The organism is Mediterraneibacter agrestimuris (genome assembly GCF_943193195.1).
Lineage (GTDB): Bacteria > Bacillota > Clostridia > Lachnospirales > Lachnospiraceae > Schaedlerella > Schaedlerella agrestimuris.
This window is the reverse complement of record NZ_CALPDG010000028.1, coordinates 17,442-36,360: the sequence shown is the minus strand read 5'-3', so window position 1 is coordinate 36,360 and position 18,919 is coordinate 17,442. Positions and strand designations below refer to the sequence as shown.

The window sequence follows — 18,919 nt, the reverse complement described above, 5'->3', positions numbered from 1 at the left end:
ACTATTGTTTATATATACCCATTCAGACAGACTGTCATAACTGAACGGGTATCATTATGTAGATATTTCTATGATTTACTTCTTCACTCCGAAACGGCTCTCTTCGCCTGCCATCAGCCGCTTGATATTATCCTTATGCCGGACCCATGCCAGCACCATCAAAAGAAAAGCTGCTCCGTACATTTCCAGCCGGTAATTCAACGCCATATCAAATCCACCCAGCTCTCCAAATAGTACCACTTCCAGAAAGAATGTAGTTGATGCCAGAAGCGAGCCAAGTGATACATATCTTGTCAAAAGCACTGCTGCCAGAAATGCTGCCAGCGGAATCGGCACCATCATTAAACCGGTAGATACGACCAGTCCTGCCAGTACGGCGATTCCCTTTCCACCTTTAAACTTCATATAAAATGGAAAGTTGTGACCCAAAGTAACTCCTACTGCTGTATACATTCCAAGCAGCGGCACACACTTCGTCTCCCGGAAAACGAACCGCATCAATGCTACTGCCAGCACACATTTCAGCACATCTCCTGCAAATGTAAGCGCTCCGGCTTTCCACCCCATCACACGCAGCGCATTGGTCGTCCCCGCATTGCCGCTGCCCTGCTGACGGATATCAATATGATGCAATTTACCGACCAGATACCCGGTTTGAAACAGCCCGAATACATAACCTACAATTAGACAGATAATTCGTTCCATACTCTACTGCTCCTTCTCTTTTCTTTCTCGGATAAAAAATTTCAACGAAGTTCCGCGGAACCCAAAAGCCTCACGGATCTTGTTTTCCAGATATCTTGTGTAAGAAAAATGCATCAGTTCTTTATCATTTACAAAAATAACAAAAGTAGGCGGCTTCACCGCTACCTGTGTAATATAATATAGCTTCAGACGCTTTCCCTTATCTGACGGCGGCTGCTGCATTGCCACAGCTTCTGTCATAATCTCATTGAGTACACCCGTTGCCACACGCAGTGTCTGATTCTGTATGACCATATCAATCATGTCATACAGCTTCAAAAGCCGCTGTCCCGTCAATGCAGATACATACATAATCTCGGCATACGGCATAAAGGAAAGAATCTGGCGCACCTTGCCCTCGTATTCCTTCATGGTCTTGTCATTCTTCTCAATGGCATCCCACTTATTGACAACGATAATGATTCCCTTGCCTCTCTCATGAGCTATTCCAGCAATCTTTGCATCCTGTTCGGTTACACCCTCTACAGCGTCAATGACCATCAGAACCACATCTGCACGCTCTACCGCTGTTACCGTACGAATAATACTGTAACGCTCCAGCTCTTCTTTGATCTTATTCTTTCTGCGAAGTCCCGCCGTATCAATAAAAATATATTCTTTGCCGTCATACTTTACTTCAGTATCAATGGCATCACGGGTCGTTCCGGCAATATCCGATACGATCACTCGGCTCTCTCCTGCCAGTTTGTTGATGATAGAAGATTTCCCTACATTCGGTTTTCCTACAATGGCAATTCTCGGACGTTCATCCTCTTCTTCTGTCTCTGCCCCCTCTGGGAAATAAGAAATAACGATATCCAGCATATCTCCCAATCCCAGCCGTGATGCCGCTGAAATTGGTACAGGATCGCCGATTCCCAGATTATAAAACTCATATACATCGGGCATATATTTATCAAAATTGTCTACTTTATTGACAGCCAGCACAATCGGCTTACCTGAACGGCGAAGCATATCTGACACCTTAGAGTCCGAATCTACAAGCCCCTGCTTTACATCTGTAATAAAAATAATGACATCTGCGGTATCAATAGCAATCTGCGCCTGTTCCCGCATCTGAGATAAAATAATATCCTTGCTGTCCGGCTCGATTCCGCCTGTATCAATCATTGTAAATTCCCTGTCGAGCCATGATACATCCGCATAAATACGGTCTCTGGTCACCCCGGGAGTGTCTTTGACGATGGAGATCATCTCTCCCGCCAATACATTAAACAATGTGGATTTTCCGACATTCGGTCTGCCCACGATCGCAACTACTGGTTTCTTTTTCATCTATCTACTACCTCTTTCTTGATTTCACCTTCAAAATCATATATTCCGTCCAAGCACAGTATCCAACAAGTCTTGTCCGCTTGATTTTACAATATTAAGCGGCACTTGTAAAGCCTTCTCCACTTCTGACACTGTATAATCATCCAAAAAAACCTCCTCATCAATACGGAGCATATTGCATGGGATCAGCATCCTCTCACCCAGTGTGATCTCCTTCATCTGTTCAATCAGATCGCCTCCTGTGATCAGTCCTGATACAGTAATACTCTCCCCGAAAAACTTATTTTTAACAGGACGCACATCTGCTTTCGTATTCGGAAATTTCTCCCTCAGCCGTTCCATCAGACGGCAAAGCGCCGGATATGCAAGCTGTCCGGTTGCAATCGTAACGTTCCGTTCAATATCATCCCCAATCTCTGATTCTAATGCCTCTGTAAATTCATTTTCCAGAAGACGCAGCATACCAACACCGTTTTCCAGCTGCAAATATCCATCATAACAGGATTCTTCCGGCAGTTCTTCCTCCGCCAGCAGATACCACTCATCACTTGCATGAATAAAATGAACTCCATGCTCAGGATAGAGCATCTCCTGCCATTTATGAACAGTCTCCAGAACCTGGCGTGCATCCTCTTTTGTAAAAGATATCAACGGCTCCAGTCCATCCCTGTACTTGGACAATCCCACCGGAACCACTGACACGCTCCGCAGATTCGGCAGATACTTTGTCAATTCGCGTATACTGAATTCCAGCTCATCCCCGTCATTAAATCCCTTGCAGAGTACGATCTGCCCATTCATTTCAATCCCCGCTTCATAGAGAATATCCACCTTTTTCAATGCCTCACCCGCAAAGCGATTGTGCAGCATACGGCATCGAAGTTCTGGATTCATGGTCTGAAAAGAAATATTGATAGGCTCCAGACGGTACTTGATAATTCGGGAAATATCATGTTCACTCATGTTTGTCAGCGTTACATAATTCCCCTGCAAAAAGGACAGCCGCGAATCATCGTCCTTAAAATATAACGTGTCCCGCATCCCAGGCGGCATCTGGTCGATAAAGCAGAATATACACTTGTTGTGACAGTGACGGTATTCATCCATCAGCCCCTGCTCAAATTCCATCCCCAGATCTTCATACTCTTCCTTTTCAATCTCCAGTTCCCACTGTTCACCGTCTGGCTTCTCGATCAAAAGCTCCAAATATTCATCTTCTATATAGTATCTATAATCAAATATATCTTCTATTTCGTGTCCGTTTACACTAAGGAGAATATCACCCGGTTCGATTCCCATTTCACGGGCAATACTTCCTTTTGCCACGGAACTGATCATATGCCTGTGTTCCATAATAACTCCTTTGGATTTTTGATGTATCGGCTTTTATTGCACTCGTGCAATCAGTATACCACAAATGCTTGAATTTATGTTAAAAAATGTTATAATCATAATTGTCAGATGGGAAATTCTCGTTACTGTTCACAGTCGAAATGCGCATAAACTGTGCATTTACGACCCAATACAGTAAAGTTTACAGGCATTTGTGCCTCGCCGCAGGCGATTTTAAATGCGCAAATGCGGTTACTGTGCACAGCAGCAGGGTGTGAACAGTAACAAACCCTCCCTCTTTTTGTATCAGACTCCCCGCATCATGCCTTTGGTATGCTGTTCATTGTCTGTCTGAGAATAATTTATACATAATAGGAGAATGTCATGCCAAACATTGAACAAATGGAAAAAACATTGCCCGTAGCGCCATTAAAGCTGGCAGTTATGGAGAGTTGTAAGGAACTTGGACAAAAAATTAACGACTACATTGTCGCTTTTCGTCAAAATACAATTAACGACATCGAAAGTTCCCCTCTGTATCTGAATTATAAGACTAACACCTATCTTGTAGACTGTAGTTGCCCCCGCTTCGGAAGCGGCGAGGCAAAAGGAACCTTAAAAGAATCGATCCGAGGAGCCGACCTCTTTATTATGACGGATGTCTGTAACCATAGCCTGACATATACCGTCAACGGACATATCAACCATATGTCACCGGATGATCATTTTCAGGATTTAAAACGTATCATTTCCGCAGCTACCGGCAAAATCCACCGCGTCAACGTCATCATGCCTTTTTTGTACGAGAGCCGTCAGCATAAGCGCAGCAAAAGGGAGTCTCTGGACTGTGCCCTTGCACTGAAAGAACTGACTGCAATGGGTGTTTCCAACATCCTGACTTTTGATGCCCATGATCCGCGCGTACAGAATGCGATTCCGCTGAAAGGATTTGATTCCTTTACTCCTGCATATCAGTTTATGAAAGCGCTCTTCCGCACAGTTCCTGATATTAAGGCGGATAAAAATCATCTGATGATTGTCAGTCCGGATGAAGGAGCTATGCACCGTGCCGTCTATTTCTCCAATATCCTCAGTGTAGATATGGGTATGTTCTACAAACGCCGCGATTACTCCACGATCGTAGGCGGCAAGAACCCGATCGTTGCCCATGAATTCCTCGGCGATGATGTCGCCGGCAAAGATGTTATTATTGTAGATGATATGATTTCTTCTGGTGAAAGTATGCTGGATGTGGCAAAGCAGCTCAAGGAACGTCATGCAGACAGAGTGTTTGTCTGCACTACTTTCGGATTGTTTACAGATGGCTTTGATAAATTTGATGAATTTTACGAAAAGGGGTATATCAACAAAGTTGTCACGACCAATTTAAACTACCTGCCTCAGTATGCGAAAGAGAAGCCGTACTTTGTAACCGCCGATATGAGCAAATTCCTTGCGCTTATCATAGATTCCCTGAATCACGATACATCGATCAGCACGGTTCTCGATCCGACCGTAAAGATTCATACACTTCTCGAGAAACACCGGGGATAGAATTTTTCCTTTTCCATCTCACAAAAAACAGCGCATTCAGAGAATAAATAGTTACTGTGCACAGCAGCACGCTGTGCACAGTAACATAAATACCGTAACAGTGCAGCCATAAGGCTGAACTATTACTAAATATCCAATTTTAATACAGCTTTGCGCTGATCAGCTTCGGTCTGAATCCTTTCTTTTCCAATGCATCCATAATCCTGTGTTTATGTTCCGTTCCAAACGCTTCCATCGTGATACGCAGTTCTACCGCCGCATTTCGGTTGGTACTGACAAACTGATTATGCTCCAGCTTAATGACATTGCCTTGATTCTCGGCAATGGCAGCCGCAACACTCACCAGTTCTCCTGGCTTATCCGGCAAGAGCACTGATACAGAGAAAATACGGTCTCTCTGAATCAGACCATGCTGCACTACAGAGGACATCGTAATTACATCCATGTTACCTCCGCTTAAGATACAGACAACTTTCTTTCCTTTCAGGTCAAGCTGTTTCAAAGCTGCTACGCTCAAAAGTCCCGAATTTTCCACAACCATCTTATGATTCTCAACCATATCCAAAAAGACGCCGATCAACTCATTATCTTCTACCAACAGTATTTTCTCTACATTTTCTTTCACATACGGAAGCAGCTTGTCCCCTACCGCACGAACTGCAGTACCGTCTGCAATAGTATTAGCACTTTCCAGCTCTACTACTTCTCCGGCTTCTAAAGCTGCTGTCATGCTGGCTGCCTCCAGCGGTTCTACACCGATCACCTGAATCTTTGGATTCAGCATTTTAGCAAGCGTAGACACACCTGTCAAAAGTCCGCCTCCGCCCACCGGAGCAAGAATATAATCCACTGTCGGCAATTCCTGTACAATTTCCATAGCAATCGTTCCCTGTCCGGAAGCCACATCCAGATCGTTAAACGGGTGAACAAAGGTATATCCTTCTTTCTCAGCCAGTTCTAAAGCATGTGCGCAGGCTGCATCGTAATCATCTCCATACAGGACAACTTCTGCCCCGTAATTCTTCGTCCGGTTCACCTTGATCAGAGGAGTAACTGTAGGCATCACTATAACTGCCTTACATCCAAATGCCTTTGCCGCATAGGCTACGCCCTGGGCATGGTTTCCCGCAGAGGCTGTAATCAGCCCCCGTTCCCGCTCTTCCTCTGTCATGGTGCTGATCTTGTAATAGGCGCCGCGCAGCTTATATGCTCCTGTACGCTGCATATTTTCCGGTTTCAAGTAAATCTTTCCACCTGTCTGTTCACTTAGATATTCACTGTATACTAATTTCGTCTGACTGGTGACGCGCTTTACTGCTTCACTGGCCTCTTCAAATTTCTCTAATGTCAACATATTTCTTCCTCCCCTGAACTGTTATACACTCTCATCCTCACGGAAAAACAGTGCGTTTACAAACCTATCTGCATCAAATTTCTGTAAATCATCAATTCCTTCGCCTACTCCGATATATTTCACCGGAATTCCCAATTCCGCCTGAATTGCAACGGCGATTCCGCCTTTGGCAGTTCCGTCCATCTTAGTCAGGATCACGCCTGTAATGTCTGCCGCCTCATTGAATTCTTTCGCCTGATTCAATGCATTCTGTCCGGTCGTTGCATCCAGAACAACCAACGTTTCCCGATAGGCTTCTGAATATTCCCGGTCGATGATACGGTTAATCTTTTTCAACTCTTCCATCAGATTCTTCTTGTTATGCAGCCGTCCGGCTGTATCACATAGAAGAATATCTGCCTTTCTCGCTTTTGCTGCCGCAACTGCATCAAAGACAACGGCTGCCGGGTCTGATCCCTCCTGTCCGCCGATCATATCCACCTGAGCACGCAAGGCCCATTCCTTTAACTGCTCTCCCGCAGCTGCACGGAAGGTATCTGCAGCTGCCAGAATGACCTTTTTATGCTCTGCATGGAACTTGCCCGCCAGTTTTCCGATTGTAGTCGTTTTTCCCACACCGTTGACTCCGATTACAAATACAACGGACTGTCTGTCTTCAAACTCATAAGCAGTCTCTCCTACATCCATCTGTTCCTTGATACTGTCGATCAAAAGCTGACGGCAGTCCGCCGGCTCTTTAATATGCTGTTCTTTTACCTTATCGCGTAAATCATCCAGAATATTCATAGTTGTACGGACACCTAAGTCTCCCATGATCAATACTTCTTCCAGTTCTTCATAAAAGTCCTCATCAATATGAGAAAATCCATAAAAAATACTGTCCATTCCAGATACAATATTATCTCTGGTCTTTGTCAGACCGGATACCAGTCGTTTAAAAAATCCCTGCTTTTCCTCCATCTGCCCTCTCCTTATCCTTATACAACAGTTGAACCGTTACTTTCTCCTTACCGTTCACAGCCAAAATGCACATAAACTGTGCATTTACATTATTTGGTAAGTTCATCTTCCAATAAATCCACAGATACAAGTGTAGACACACCCTTTTCCTGCATCGTAATTCCGTACAGGCGGTCTGCTGCCGTCATCGTACCCCGCCGGTGGGTAATAACAATAAACTGTGTATTCTTAGTCAGCTTATGCAGATACTGCGCAAATCTTACCACATTGCTGTCATCCAGCGCCGCTTCGATCTCGTCAAGCAGACAGAACGGAGATGGCTTCAGGTTCTGGATCGCAAACAAGAGTGAAATCGCCGTCAATGCTTTTTCTCCACCGGAAAGCTGCATCATATTCTGTAATTTCTTTCCCGGCGGCTGCGCAATAATCTTAATTCCTGCTTCTAGCACATCCTCATCTTCCATCAGTTCCAGTGTTCCTTTTCCGCCGCCGAATAACTGCTTAAACACCTTATCAAATTCTGTACAGATCAATGCAAACTGCTCCTGGAACTGCCTGCGCATCGCTGTATCCAGTTCCTCAATAATCTTCACAAGCGTTGTTTCTGCCTCTACCAAATCGTCATGCTGCTCTTTTAGGAACTCATAACGTTCAGAAACATTTTTATAATCTTCAATCGCATTGACATTTACATTGCCAAGCTTACGAATTTCATTTTTCAGTGATTGAATCTGACGCTTCATGAAAGCCAGATCTGTCAGGTTAACATCTCTTAACTCCATCGCACGTCCATAAGTCAGTTCATATTCATCCCACATATAGTTTATCTGCTTGTCAGATGCTTCTTCATAAGACTCCTTCTGACTGTTCAGGCGGAAACATTCCTTATCCAGATCTGCCATATGCCTGGATAATTCCTCACGCTTACCCAAAAATGCCTTATGCCGGCGGTTCAGTTCTTCCCGTTTTGCAGTCTGACTCTTGATTTCTTCCTGAATCTCCGCAAATAATTCGGTGGAATCAGCAATAGTCTTCCGTAAATCTCCGATCTGCTCTTCTTTCTCTGCAATCTCTCCGGAAGCGTTGCCTTTCTGCATATCCAGTTCCTTTAATTCCGATTCAAACCTTGCAGTCTCTTCTTCCACACGTGAAAGATTTTCCGAAATAAATGTATTCTGCTGCTCCAGACTTGCATAGGACAAATGTACTTCCTCTGAATGTTTTAACTGGACTGCCTCTTTTGCACGCTCTGTTTCCAGTTGTCCGCTAAGAAGTTCTATCTTCTCATTCAATTCCTTTTCCAGACGTTCAGAAGTTTCCAGTTCCATCTGTATGGAATCTTCATTGTCCAGAATCTCTTTCAGGCGTCTGTGAAGCCCTTCCTGCTCAGCCTTATATGTTCTGTTCCGTTCTTCAAATTCACGAAGACGATTCAGCACCTGCTCCATGTTCATTTTCACTGTATTCTCAGAAATAGACGCGCGGCTCAGTTTCTGCTGCAATTCATCATTTTCATTATAGCAGGCTGCACGCTTCTCTTTTAATTCACTGACAGATTTTTCCATCGCATCCATATCTTTTTTCAGCAGTGCGACCGTTCCTTCAAATTCTTCGATTTCACGCCGTCTGCTGAGCAGGTTGCTGGAATTCTTAAAAGCTCCTCCTGTCATGGAACCGCCTGGATTGATCAAATCTCCCTCCAGTGTAACAAGACGTAATGACTGTCTGTACTTTCTTGCAATGGCAATTCCATGATCAATATGATCTACAACGATGGTTCTGCCAAGCAGTTGTTCTGCCAGTCCCTGAAAACGTTTATCCACAGTCACCAGCGTGCTTGCAAGACCAATCACTCCGGCCTCACGCAGCGCTTCCTCATTTCGGATTCCTCCGTTCCCATGCATACTGGTCAGCGGAAGGAAAGTGGCCCGTCCGAACTTATTCTGCTTCAAATACTGAATCATCCGTTTTGCCGTTTCCTCTGTATCTGTCACAATGTTCTGAATACTTCCGCCCAGAGCGGTCTCTACAGCAATCTCATATTCCTTGTCTACCTTGATAATATCAGCAACCACTCCCAGAAGTCCCGGAACTTTATCCTTATTGCTCATAACCTTACGGATACTGTTGCCATAACCGTCATAACGTTCGGTAATATTCTTCAAAGACTCCAGACGGGAAGACTCTCTATGATAAGCTGTCTGTCCGATCCTGAGCTTTTCCTGTCCATCGCTCAGCGCTTTCTGGTAAGATGCGATCTTGGCTTCATTTTCCTGAATCTGAGATGTATATCCTTCAATCTCTCCTTTGACTCCGGCAAGCTGTGCTTCGTGTTCTTTCAATGTTCCTGCCAGCTTCTCGCCGCTTCCAGTTATCTCAATAAGCAGTTTATTAAGTTCCGCTTTCCGAACTGTGATCTGCTCTTGCGTAGTATCGTAATGCTGGATCTTGGCACGGGTAGATGCACGGTTATTGAGCAATTCCATAATCTCCTGCTTGCTCTGTTCAATCTCCGCCGTATGCGCCGCAATGCCGCTCTGTACTTCTATCAGACTTTTCTTTGCTTCCTCATCCGCTTTGGAAACCTCAGACAATTTCGCCTGCACTTCTGTCTGCTCTTTTACAAGTTCTTTGTGCTGCCCCTCTCTTGTCTCAATCTCAATACGGATCGTCTGCTGGCGGTTGTCGTAATGCTCATCATTCATGCGGACTGTATTGATCTGCTCCTTTAATACATTGATCTGCCCTTCTAACTGCTGTTTTAAAAGGGTTGTCTTATTCAGCTGATTTTTTGCCGTCTCAATGGACAGATCTATCTGATCCACCTCTTCCTCAATAGCGTCATACTCCGTTTTCATCTCGCCATAACGAACATCTGCCTCTTCTAATTCCTCCGTTGCAATTCTCAGCTTCTCATCAATTTCACGGATCTGCTCCTTAATTCTTTCGGTTTCCAGAAGAAACATATTGATATCAAAGGTTTTCAGTTCTTCCTTCTTCTTTAAATATTCTCTTGCCACCTCAGACTGCTTCTGCAAAGGTCCTATCTGCTTTTCCAGCTCTGACAAAATATCATTTACACGGGTCAGATTCTGACGTTCCTCATCCAGTTTCTTTAAGGATGTATTCTTTCTGCGCTTAAACTTCACAATTCCCGCTGCTTCGTCAAAAAGCTCGCGTCTCTCTTCCGGTTTACCGCTCAAAATCTTATCAATCTGTCCCTGACCGATAATGGAATAACCTTCCTTGCCAATACCGGTATCATAAAACATCTCATTGATATCCTTAAGACGGCATGACGCGCCGTTGATGAGATATTCACTTTCACCCGAGCGGTAAAGCTTACGTGTCACCGTTACTTCCTCATAATCTACCGGAAGATGGTGGTCTGTATTGTTCAGCGTAATCGCAACAGATGCATAACTCAGCGGCTTCCTGTTTTCAGTTCCTGAGAATATAACATCCTGCATAGTGCCGCCCCGAAGCTGTTTGACTCTCTGTTCACCGAGTACCCAGCGCACCGCATCCGCAACGTTACTCTTTCCGCTTCCGTTGGGTCCTACGATTCCTGTAATTCCCTGATGAAAGTCAAATTTTATCTTATTTGCAAAGGATTTAAACCCCTGCACCTCAATACTCTTTAAATACATAAAACACCTGCTTATCTTTTCCAGTACATTTTCTTACAGACTTTACAGCAAGCACAAGACCATGCACTGAATATTTACGTTTCGTACTATCCCTTCTGCGCTTTTTGCAGTTTCAGGATTGCCTGATACGCAGCTTCCTGCTCCGCTGCCTTTTTTGTGCGTCCCTTTCCCTTACCGTAACAGGTTCCTCCGATAGATACTTCCACAAAAAATATCTTGTTATGATCGGGTCCCTCTTCTCCAAGCAGTCGGTAAGATGCTGTCTGTCCGTCCTCCGCCTGTACGATTTCCTGTAAAATGGTCTTGCTATCGAAAAAGAGCTTTTTATTCTCCAGATCCGACAGTATAAACCTGTGGATAAACTCTTTTGCACTAGTAAAACCACTGTCCAGATAAATAGCACCTATTAATGCTTCCATCGCGTCTGATGTCACAGAATCCCGTTCTCTGCCTCCGGTAGCCTCTTCTCCCTTTCCTAACAAAAGGTAACTTCCCAGCTCAATATCTCTTGCACAAAATGCCAGAGACGGTTCACACACCATACTGGCACGGGTACGCGTCAGTTCTCCTTCGGACACATCTGGGTGCCCATGATACAAAAACTCACTAGAAACTAGTTCTAATACCGCATCACCCAGAAATTCCAGTCTTTCATTGCACTCTGTTTTCTTCAAATGATGTTCATTGATATAAGAGCTGTGCGTCATAGCCTGCTTAAGCAGACCTTCATTCTGAAAATAATATCCTATACTTTTTTCCAGTTTTTTTAATTTTTCACTCATGATCTTCTTCCTTTATGAAACTCGAAAAAGCCCATAGCGGGCTTTTTCGACTGAACCTTTTTATTGTTCTACCACTTTTTTAATCTCATCCGCCGCATCCTGCACTGTTGTGATCTTCGCCGCGTCATCATTGTCAATTTCGATATCGAACTCTTCTTCGATTCCCATGATGATCTGGAAAACATCCAGTGAATCCGCTCCAAGATCATCTACAAACGCCATATCCGGACGAACATCCTCTGGTTCCACATCCATTACTTCTGCAATGATTTTCTGCAACTTTTCAAATTCCATAATACTACTTCCTTTCTTGTTATATTTCGTCTTTTCATTAGATATGATTTATTCTATTTTGTTGTTACTGTTATTTCCCTTCCGGAACTACGATCGCTTCGCGAATCCTCTCATTGATCCGCTGCTCTGTAAATGTGACACACTGTATGATCGAATTACACACTTCTTTGGAAGCTGCACTCCCATGTGTCTTTACAACCAGCCCATTCAGTCCCAAAAGAGGCGCTCCGCCATACTCACTGGCATCAAACTCTTTTAGTGTGGCTTTCAGCGCCGGCTTCACAAGAAGCGCGCCGATCTTACTCCGCATAGAAGACATCATGCCCCCTTTAATCTTCTTCACCAACGTGCCTGCAAGTCCCTCATATAGTTTAAGGATGACATTTCCGACAAACGCTTCACAGACGATCACATCCACGTCTCCCTTAGGAATTTCCCTTGCTTCCACACTTCCCACAAAATTGATATCCTCACATGCCTTTAACATCGGAAATGTCTCTTTCACCAGTGCATTTCCCTTCTCCTCCTCAGCACCGATATTTACAATACCGACTGTCGGATTCTCTTTGCCCACAACATGCTTCATATAAAGGGACCCCATCTTTGCAAACTGCACCAGATGTGCTGGTCTGGCATCCACATTGGCGCCGCAGTCGATCAGCAAAGATACTCCTTTTGCCGTTGGAATCAATGGCGCTAACGGAGCTCTGTCTATCCCCTTAATACGTCCGACCAGTACCTGTCCGCCGACCAGTACCGCTCCCGAACTGCCTGCTGAAACAAAGGCGTCTGCCTCTCCATGTTTTACCAGATTCATAGCAGCTACAAGAGAAGAATCCTTTTTTCTGCGAATTGCCATCACCGGCGGTTCTGCTGTTTCAATAACCTCTGATGCATTGACAATTTCAATCTGTTCCGTCGGGTAAGTATATCCGGAAAGAGTCTGTTCCAGTAACTCTTGCTTACCTGTCAGCAGTACCTTAATATCCTTACGCTTCTGAACTGCTTCGACCGCACCTTTGACAATCTCGCCGGGCGCATTATCTCCGCCCATGGCATCCAGAGCAACTGTAATTATCTTAGACATTACTTTTCCTCCTTATATTACTGCTATTCATTCTACTAGACATCCACCTAAAAATCAATAATAAAATCTGCGAAAAATGACGATTCTACCCCGCAAAAAAACGAGCCTCCACAAAATTGTGAAAACTCGTTGTTTTGTGCTGTTTTCATAAATCAGTCAACAGATACAATTTCCTTTTTGTTGTAGCTGCCGCAAGCCTTACATACTCTGTGAGGCATCATCAGCTCTCCGCACTTCGGGCACTTTACCAGATTCGGAGCGCTCATCTTCCAGTTAGCTCTTCTTTTATCCCTTCTAGCTTTTGAAGATTTATTCTTTGGACAGATAGACATAGGTTACACCTCCTTAAAATTCTTAAACAGATCACGGACAACTGACATTCTTGGGTCAAGACCTGTATCTTCACAGGCACAGGCACCCTCATTTAGGTTCTGACCACAAACGCTGCAAATGCCCTTACAGTCTTCGCTGCAAAGAACTTTCGTCGGCCATCCTACCAATATCTCGTTATAGAGCATTTTGTCCACGTCAAGATGATATCCGTCAATAAAATTAGATTCATCGAATCCTTCTTTCAGTTCAGCATCCGACACTGCCAGATCCACATATTTTGTAAAATCCAGCGAAAACTCCTGTTTCACATCACTCAGACACCGGTCACAGGGAATCACAACAGTAACTTTCGTCTCTGCATGAATCCTTAGTTCCTTGCCCTTGATATGAGAAATAACAACATGTACCGGCAATTTCTCTATGATCGGAAATGTTTCTGACTTCGCCTGAAACTGCTCCATCTCAAAATCTACCGTAACATCAATCGGCTTGTGCTGTTCTGACAATACGTCTGATAGGTTAATTAACATTTTTATTACTCCTATTCATACCTAAACTATTATATCATGGGAATTAGGTTTGTCAACTATAATATTGCAGATTTTCTCTGATTTTTCCTCTCTTTTTTCAAAAACATACTAGATACTGACATATTGCGCCAAAACCATCTGCTGCGGCACACTCTTGCTCTGTCAAAAAACACAACAGAAGAACCAGTGATGGGAATTTGCCCACATCAATGATTCTTCTGTCCAAACCCGGCGCTTAAACTAATGCAACTGTTTCTCTTGCAATTGCCAGTTCTTCGTTAGTCGGTACAACAAGTACCTTTACTTTGGAATCCGGTGTGGAAACAACAATTTCTTCGCCTCGCTTTGCATTCGCCTCTTTGTCGATCGTAATTCCAAGGAATCCGAGATATGCGCAGATGTCTTCTCTCATCTGAGCATCATTCTCACCGATACCCGCTGTAAACACAATATTATCAACACCGTTCATTGCAGCTGTATATGCGCCAATGTATTTTGCTACTCTGTATGCAAATACTTCCAGTGCGATCTGAGCCGGTCTCTGTCCTTCTTCTGCTGCGGCACACAGATCACGGAAGTCACTGGATACACCATTTGACAGACCAAATACCCCCGACTGCTTATTCAGCATATTCATCAGACCTGCAATATCAAGACCCTCTTTCTTTGCAATGAACTCTAAGATCGCCGGATCAATGTCACCAGAACGTGTTCCCATTACAAGACCCTCCAGCGGAGTCAGTCCCATGGAAGTATCTACAGACTTGCCGTTTTGCACTGCGGATACACTGGCGCCGTTTCCAAGGTGGCACACAATAGTCTTTGTCTGGTCATACGGAACACCGACAATCTCAGCAACACGTTTGGATACGAAGCTATGGCTTGTTCCATGGAAACCATAACGTCTTACTTTATATTTGTCATAATACTCATATGGAAGCCCATACATATAAGCCTTCTCCGGCATCGTCTGGTGGAATGCAGTATCGAATACGGCAACCATAGGTGTATTCGGCATCAACTTCTCACATGCATTAACACCGATTAAGTTTGCCGGGTTGTGCAGCGGTGCAAGGTCGTTGCACTCTTCCACTGCCTTCTTCACTTCATCTGTAATCACAACAGAAGATGCAAACTTCTCTCCGCCGTGTACGAGACGGTGTCCCACTGCTCCGATTTCGTCCAGACTCTTCACAACACCAGTCTTATCATTGGTCAAAGCGTCAATAACAAACTGAATCGCCTCTGTATGTGTCGGCATAGCCAGATCATTTACTTCCTTTTCTCCGCCTGCCGGCTGGTAAGTCAGTCTGCCGTCGATCCCGATTCTCTCACAAAGTCCTTTTGCCAGAACTGCCTCGGATTCTGAATTGATTAACTGGAATTTCAAGGATGAACTTCCACAGTTGATTACTAAAACATTCATTATATTTTCCTCCATTTGTTTTTTAGGAAATTCGATTCACTAAGTTCATCAAACAAGCTGCGCACTACATTCGGAAATGCCTCATGAAGTGCTTTAGCTTTGTGCCTGAGCCTGTACCGCTGTAATTGCTACTACACCTTCGATATCCTCTGCTGAACATCCGCGTGACAGGTCATTGACCGGTGCTGCGATTCCCTGTGTAAGCGGTCCGTATGCTTCGGCTTTTGCCAGTCTCTGTGCCAGCTTATATCCGATATTTCCTGCATCCAGGTCAGGGAAGATCAGTACATTAGCATATCCTGCAACCGGGCTTCCCGGAGCTTTAGACTGTCCGACTTCCGGTACGATCGCTGCATCAAGCTGTAATTCTCCGTCCAGTTTCAGTTCCGGCGCCATCTCTTTTGCGATTCTTGTAGCTTCTACAACCTTGTCCACGTCAGCGTGCTTCGCACTTCCCTTTGTGGAATGTGACAGCATTGCAACAATCGGCTCTTTTCCTGTCAGAGCCTTGAAGGAATCTGCAGAAGAAATCGCAATATTTGCCAGCTTCTCCGGATCGGGATTCTGCTCAAGACCGGAATCTCCAAAGATAAATGTTCCGTCTGCCCCCATATCACAATTCGGAACTACCATAACAAAGAATGCAGAAACAAGCTTTGTTCCAGGTTTTGTCTTCAGAATCTGCAGACATGGACGAAGTGTATCTGCTGTAGAGTGGCAAGCTCCGGATACCATACCGTCAGCATCCCCCATCTTTACCATCATAACGCCATAGTACAGATAGTTGCTCAGAAGCAGTTCTCTTGCCTGTTCTTCTGTCATTCCTTTCTTCTGTCTCAGCTCTACCAGCTTAGCAATGTAGCTTTCAGTCTTCTCACATGTAGACGGATCTACAATTACTGCGCCTGTCAGATCATATCCTGCGCCATTCTTTTCAACCTCTTCCTTGCTTCCTACAAGAATCAGCTTTGCAGTACCTTCTTTCAGGACTGCTTCTGCTGCTTTGTAAGTTCTTTCGTCTTCTGTCTCCGGAAGTACGATTGTTTTAATGTCCTGCTTTGCTCTTGCTTTGATTTCATCAATAAATCCCATGATAAAATGCCACCTTTCATTTTTTCTAACTGCCCTTATTATAGCGCAAAGGTTTTTTGTATACAAGATGTTTCCATGTCTATTTTTCAGTACAATCCCAGGGGCGAAGCACAAATGCTGTCTAAAACGTAAGAACGTAATAATACCTCCAAAGTAGATTTTGGTTATTCACCTTGTCTGCTTTAGAGGTATCATTTATCTGCTCACGTTTCTTAATATTCTTCCTATTCTTTTCCGGCACTTTTCTCGTTCAGTACTTCCAGTGTGTACTCATGCAGAGTCTCTCTTCGGACATGATCTGACCGGATCATTCTGGAATACAGCATATCTACCATAACCAGAATCGGGAATTGCGGTGAGATCGCCTTTCCTCCTTCCAGGTTCTCTTTCACTGCCGCAAGCATCACTTCGTCACAAAATTCAGCAAACTGTTTTTCCTTTCGGGATGTCATCAAAATAACTGCCGCCCCGCATTTCTTCGCAATTTTCAAAGAGTCCAGTACAACTTTTGTCTTTCCGCTGACGCTGATGCCTATGACTGCACATTCCTCATTTAACAGAACCGAATTCATTTTCATAATATGCTCGTCCATGGTAGCCTCAATATTGACTCCGATACGCATAAATCGCATCTTCATCTCCATACCAACCGTTCCGGAGCTTCCCTTGCCATATACATAAATTCGTTTCTTTTCTGAAAGAATCTGCACGATTCTGCCGATCTGCTCCTCATCCAGAAGCGAATAGCTTTTATTCAGCAGTTCTTGATACGTATTCAATACAAGTTTGATATGATCGCTTGCCGATACGTCATCTGTCATCTTCTCCGTCTGCTTATACCGGAACAAAAACTCCCGGTAACCTTTAAAGCCGCATTTCTTTGCAAAACGAGAAAGTGTGGCCTCTGATACAAACAACCGCTGAGAAACACTCTTAGATGACAAATCCTCTTCCTGCCCATGATGGATGAAGAAATCTGCAATACTTTTCTCCGACGGGGTCAGTTTCCCATAAACTGCCTCGATCAAAGGCACAATATCTTTCTCATACTGATTCATTTCAAACTCCAATCTGTAAATTTACTGATACAGACGTCCGCCTGCCATATCAGAACGTGTTTTTCTGCCGTTCAATAAAATGATAATACGCGCCCAGCATTCCTGCCTGATTCTGATGTTTCGCAAACTCCAGTCTGGTATGTGCGGAAACTGCCGGAATCAAATATTTGTCCAGACTCTTTTGAATCCTTTCTTCCAGATAAGCCTTCTGCGCCATAATGCCGCCGCCAAGTACGACTACTTCCGGATTCAATACATAGCAAATATTTGCGATCCCCATACCAAGCACATCTGTCATTTCATCGATTGCCCGGATACAATCCATATCCCCGGCTTTGGCTTGCTCAAATACATATTTCCCATTAATATCCGACTCGTCTATCTGCTTATATTCGGCAGCCTTCTTTACAAGGATACTGCTTGCGCCCAAGTCCTGAAAGCACCCGTCCCGCAGATGCATATATCCCACTTCACATCCGCTTCCGGAAAATCCATGAAAGACTTTGCCGTCTATAACAATTGCTCCTCCAATTCCCGTTCCGACTGTAAGACACAGACTGATACTGCTGCCCTTTGCCGCTCCTGCAAAATATTCTGCCAGTCCTGCGCAATTGACATCGTTCTCCATCTCACAAGGCAGATGATATGTCTCTTCTACGATCCTCTTCATCTCTGTTCCTGTATAATCCGGGATCAGAGGCGCCGCATAAGTAATCCTGCCCTGTTTCCAGTCTACCATACCGGCCGTAGAAATACAAACTCCAGAAGGATTATATTTCTGCAAATATACTTCAATGATCTGCTTTACTTTCTCTACGATTCCCGGACCGCCGTACTTCATTGCCTCCGTCGGCATCTCCCCGGTCTCTGCAAACTGTTCATCTGACCGGATTAATCCGTACTTTATTGATGTTCCTCCGATATCAATACAGATGTATTCTTTCATTTTCATTACTCCTTATGCAATACGAATCTTGAAAATGGCTTTTTTAATCTTCTCCGGCTGTTTCACCTGCACTGCGGTTCTGTGCCCGTCTTTCGGATAACAAATCAAAAAATCTCCGTTTCGCAGAACTACATGACTGTTGCTGTCTCCCTCAAGCGGAAGAAAATCATCTTTATCCACGAAATCCCCCTGTTCCAGATTATCAATAAAATTCAGATCAATCTGTTCTGTTCCATCCAACATCAGATGCAGATCCAGATATTGCCTGTGAGCCTCCCAGAAACGTTCTTCCGATGTTGTTGTCTCATACTCTACAATATTTACAAAGAGTCTGTCGCCATCAATTTCATGACTGCCTTTTTCATATAATTTCAAATCATGTTCTCCGGCATAAGCAAAACATTCCAATATTCCTTTTTCCAGATAACTATAATCTTGTAAGTCTCCGATATTTCCAAAAATCATTTATTCTTCCTCCGGC

General features: G+C 44.2%; 17 protein-coding genes. 1 reads left to right on the top strand and 16 read right to left on the bottom strand.

All coding sequences use genetic code 11. The features are described from left to right. Positions 1–75 precede the first annotated feature (75 nt). From plsY to NFS18_RS13000, 3 genes are read right to left on the bottom strand one after another with little or no spacing between them, the layout of a single operon-like run. Positions 76–705 carry a glycerol-3-phosphate 1-O-acyltransferase PlsY gene (gene plsY, locus NFS18_RS13010; RefSeq protein WP_251390802.1) on the bottom strand — a complete coding sequence of 210 codons (630 nt, stop codon included), beginning with the start codon at positions 703–705 and terminating at the stop codon, positions 76–78. A gap of 3 nt (positions 706–708) precedes the next feature. Beyond that, a complete protein-coding gene (gene der / locus NFS18_RS13005) occupies positions 709–2,040 on the bottom strand; it encodes a ribosome biogenesis GTPase Der (RefSeq protein WP_251390800.1) in 1,332 nt (443 codons plus the stop codon). Positions 2,041–2,076: 36 nt separating this feature from the next. Continuing rightward, a complete protein-coding gene (locus NFS18_RS13000; protein ID WP_251390798.1) occupies positions 2,077–3,393 on the bottom strand; it encodes a DUF512 domain-containing protein in 1,317 nt (438 codons plus the stop codon). A gap of 363 nt (positions 3,394–3,756) precedes the next feature. Here NFS18_RS13000 and NFS18_RS12995 point away from each other — a divergent pair, with 363 nt between their 5' ends. Continuing rightward, on the top strand, positions 3,757–4,926 hold the full coding sequence (locus tag NFS18_RS12995) for a ribose-phosphate pyrophosphokinase (protein WP_251390796.1): 1,170 nt from the start codon (positions 3,757–3,759) through the stop codon (positions 4,924–4,926). A gap of 139 nt (positions 4,927–5,065) precedes the next feature. Here NFS18_RS12995 and ilvA read toward each other — a convergent pair whose 3' ends face one another. From ilvA to NFS18_RS12930, 13 genes are all read right to left on the bottom strand, one after another. After that, positions 5,066–6,280, bottom strand: coding sequence for a threonine ammonia-lyase (gene ilvA / locus NFS18_RS12990; RefSeq protein WP_251390795.1), 1,215 nt, complete (start codon positions 6,278–6,280; stop codon positions 5,066–5,068). 21 nt (positions 6,281–6,301) lie between these two features. After that, positions 6,302–7,240 (bottom strand): signal recognition particle-docking protein FtsY, encoded by a 939-nt coding sequence (ftsY, locus tag NFS18_RS12985; protein ID WP_251390793.1) that lies wholly within the window; start codon positions 7,238–7,240, stop codon positions 6,302–6,304. An 89-nt stretch (positions 7,241–7,329) separates the two neighbouring features. After that, positions 7,330–10,890, bottom strand: coding sequence for a chromosome segregation protein SMC (gene smc / locus NFS18_RS12980; RefSeq protein ID WP_251390791.1), 3,561 nt, complete (start codon positions 10,888–10,890; stop codon positions 7,330–7,332). An 86-nt stretch (positions 10,891–10,976) separates the two neighbouring features. Next, entirely contained in the window at positions 10,977–11,672 is a 696-nt protein-coding gene (rnc, locus tag NFS18_RS12975; protein WP_251390789.1) for a ribonuclease III, read from the bottom strand. Between the two features lie 60 nt (positions 11,673–11,732). After that, positions 11,733–11,966: an acyl carrier protein gene (gene acpP / locus NFS18_RS12970; protein ID WP_251390787.1), complete on the bottom strand. Its 234-nt coding sequence runs from the start codon at positions 11,964–11,966 to the stop codon at positions 11,733–11,735. A gap of 70 nt (positions 11,967–12,036) precedes the next feature. Beyond that, positions 12,037–13,053 carry a phosphate acyltransferase PlsX gene (gene plsX, locus NFS18_RS12965; RefSeq protein WP_251390785.1) on the bottom strand — a complete coding sequence of 339 codons (1,017 nt, stop codon included), beginning with the start codon at positions 13,051–13,053 and terminating at the stop codon, positions 12,037–12,039. Between the two features lie 152 nt (positions 13,054–13,205). After that, a complete protein-coding gene (rpmF, locus tag NFS18_RS12960; RefSeq protein ID WP_178599565.1) occupies positions 13,206–13,385 on the bottom strand; it encodes a 50S ribosomal protein L32 in 180 nt (59 codons plus the stop codon). Between the two features lie 3 nt (positions 13,386–13,388). Beyond that, entirely contained in the window at positions 13,389–13,916 is a 528-nt protein-coding gene (locus NFS18_RS12955; RefSeq protein ID WP_251390783.1) for a YceD family protein, read from the bottom strand. Positions 13,917–14,151: 235 nt separating this feature from the next. Beyond that, a complete protein-coding gene (locus tag NFS18_RS12950; RefSeq protein ID WP_251390781.1) occupies positions 14,152–15,342 on the bottom strand; it encodes an acetate kinase in 1,191 nt (396 codons plus the stop codon). A 93-nt stretch (positions 15,343–15,435) separates the two neighbouring features. Further along, positions 15,436–16,434 (bottom strand): phosphate acetyltransferase, encoded by a 999-nt coding sequence (gene pta / locus NFS18_RS12945; RefSeq protein WP_251390780.1) that lies wholly within the window; start codon positions 16,432–16,434, stop codon positions 15,436–15,438. Between the two features lie 224 nt (positions 16,435–16,658). Beyond that, positions 16,659–17,492: a MurR/RpiR family transcriptional regulator gene (locus tag NFS18_RS12940; RefSeq protein WP_251390778.1), complete on the bottom strand. Its 834-nt coding sequence runs from the start codon at positions 17,490–17,492 to the stop codon at positions 16,659–16,661. Between the two features lie 49 nt (positions 17,493–17,541). After that, positions 17,542–18,438: an ROK family protein gene (locus tag NFS18_RS12935; protein WP_251390776.1), complete on the bottom strand. Its 897-nt coding sequence runs from the start codon at positions 18,436–18,438 to the stop codon at positions 17,542–17,544. 12 nt (positions 18,439–18,450) lie between these two features. Next, positions 18,451–18,903 (bottom strand): YhcH/YjgK/YiaL family protein, encoded by a 453-nt coding sequence (locus tag NFS18_RS12930; protein ID WP_251390773.1) that lies wholly within the window; start codon positions 18,901–18,903, stop codon positions 18,451–18,453. Positions 18,904–18,919: the final 16 nt, after the last annotated feature.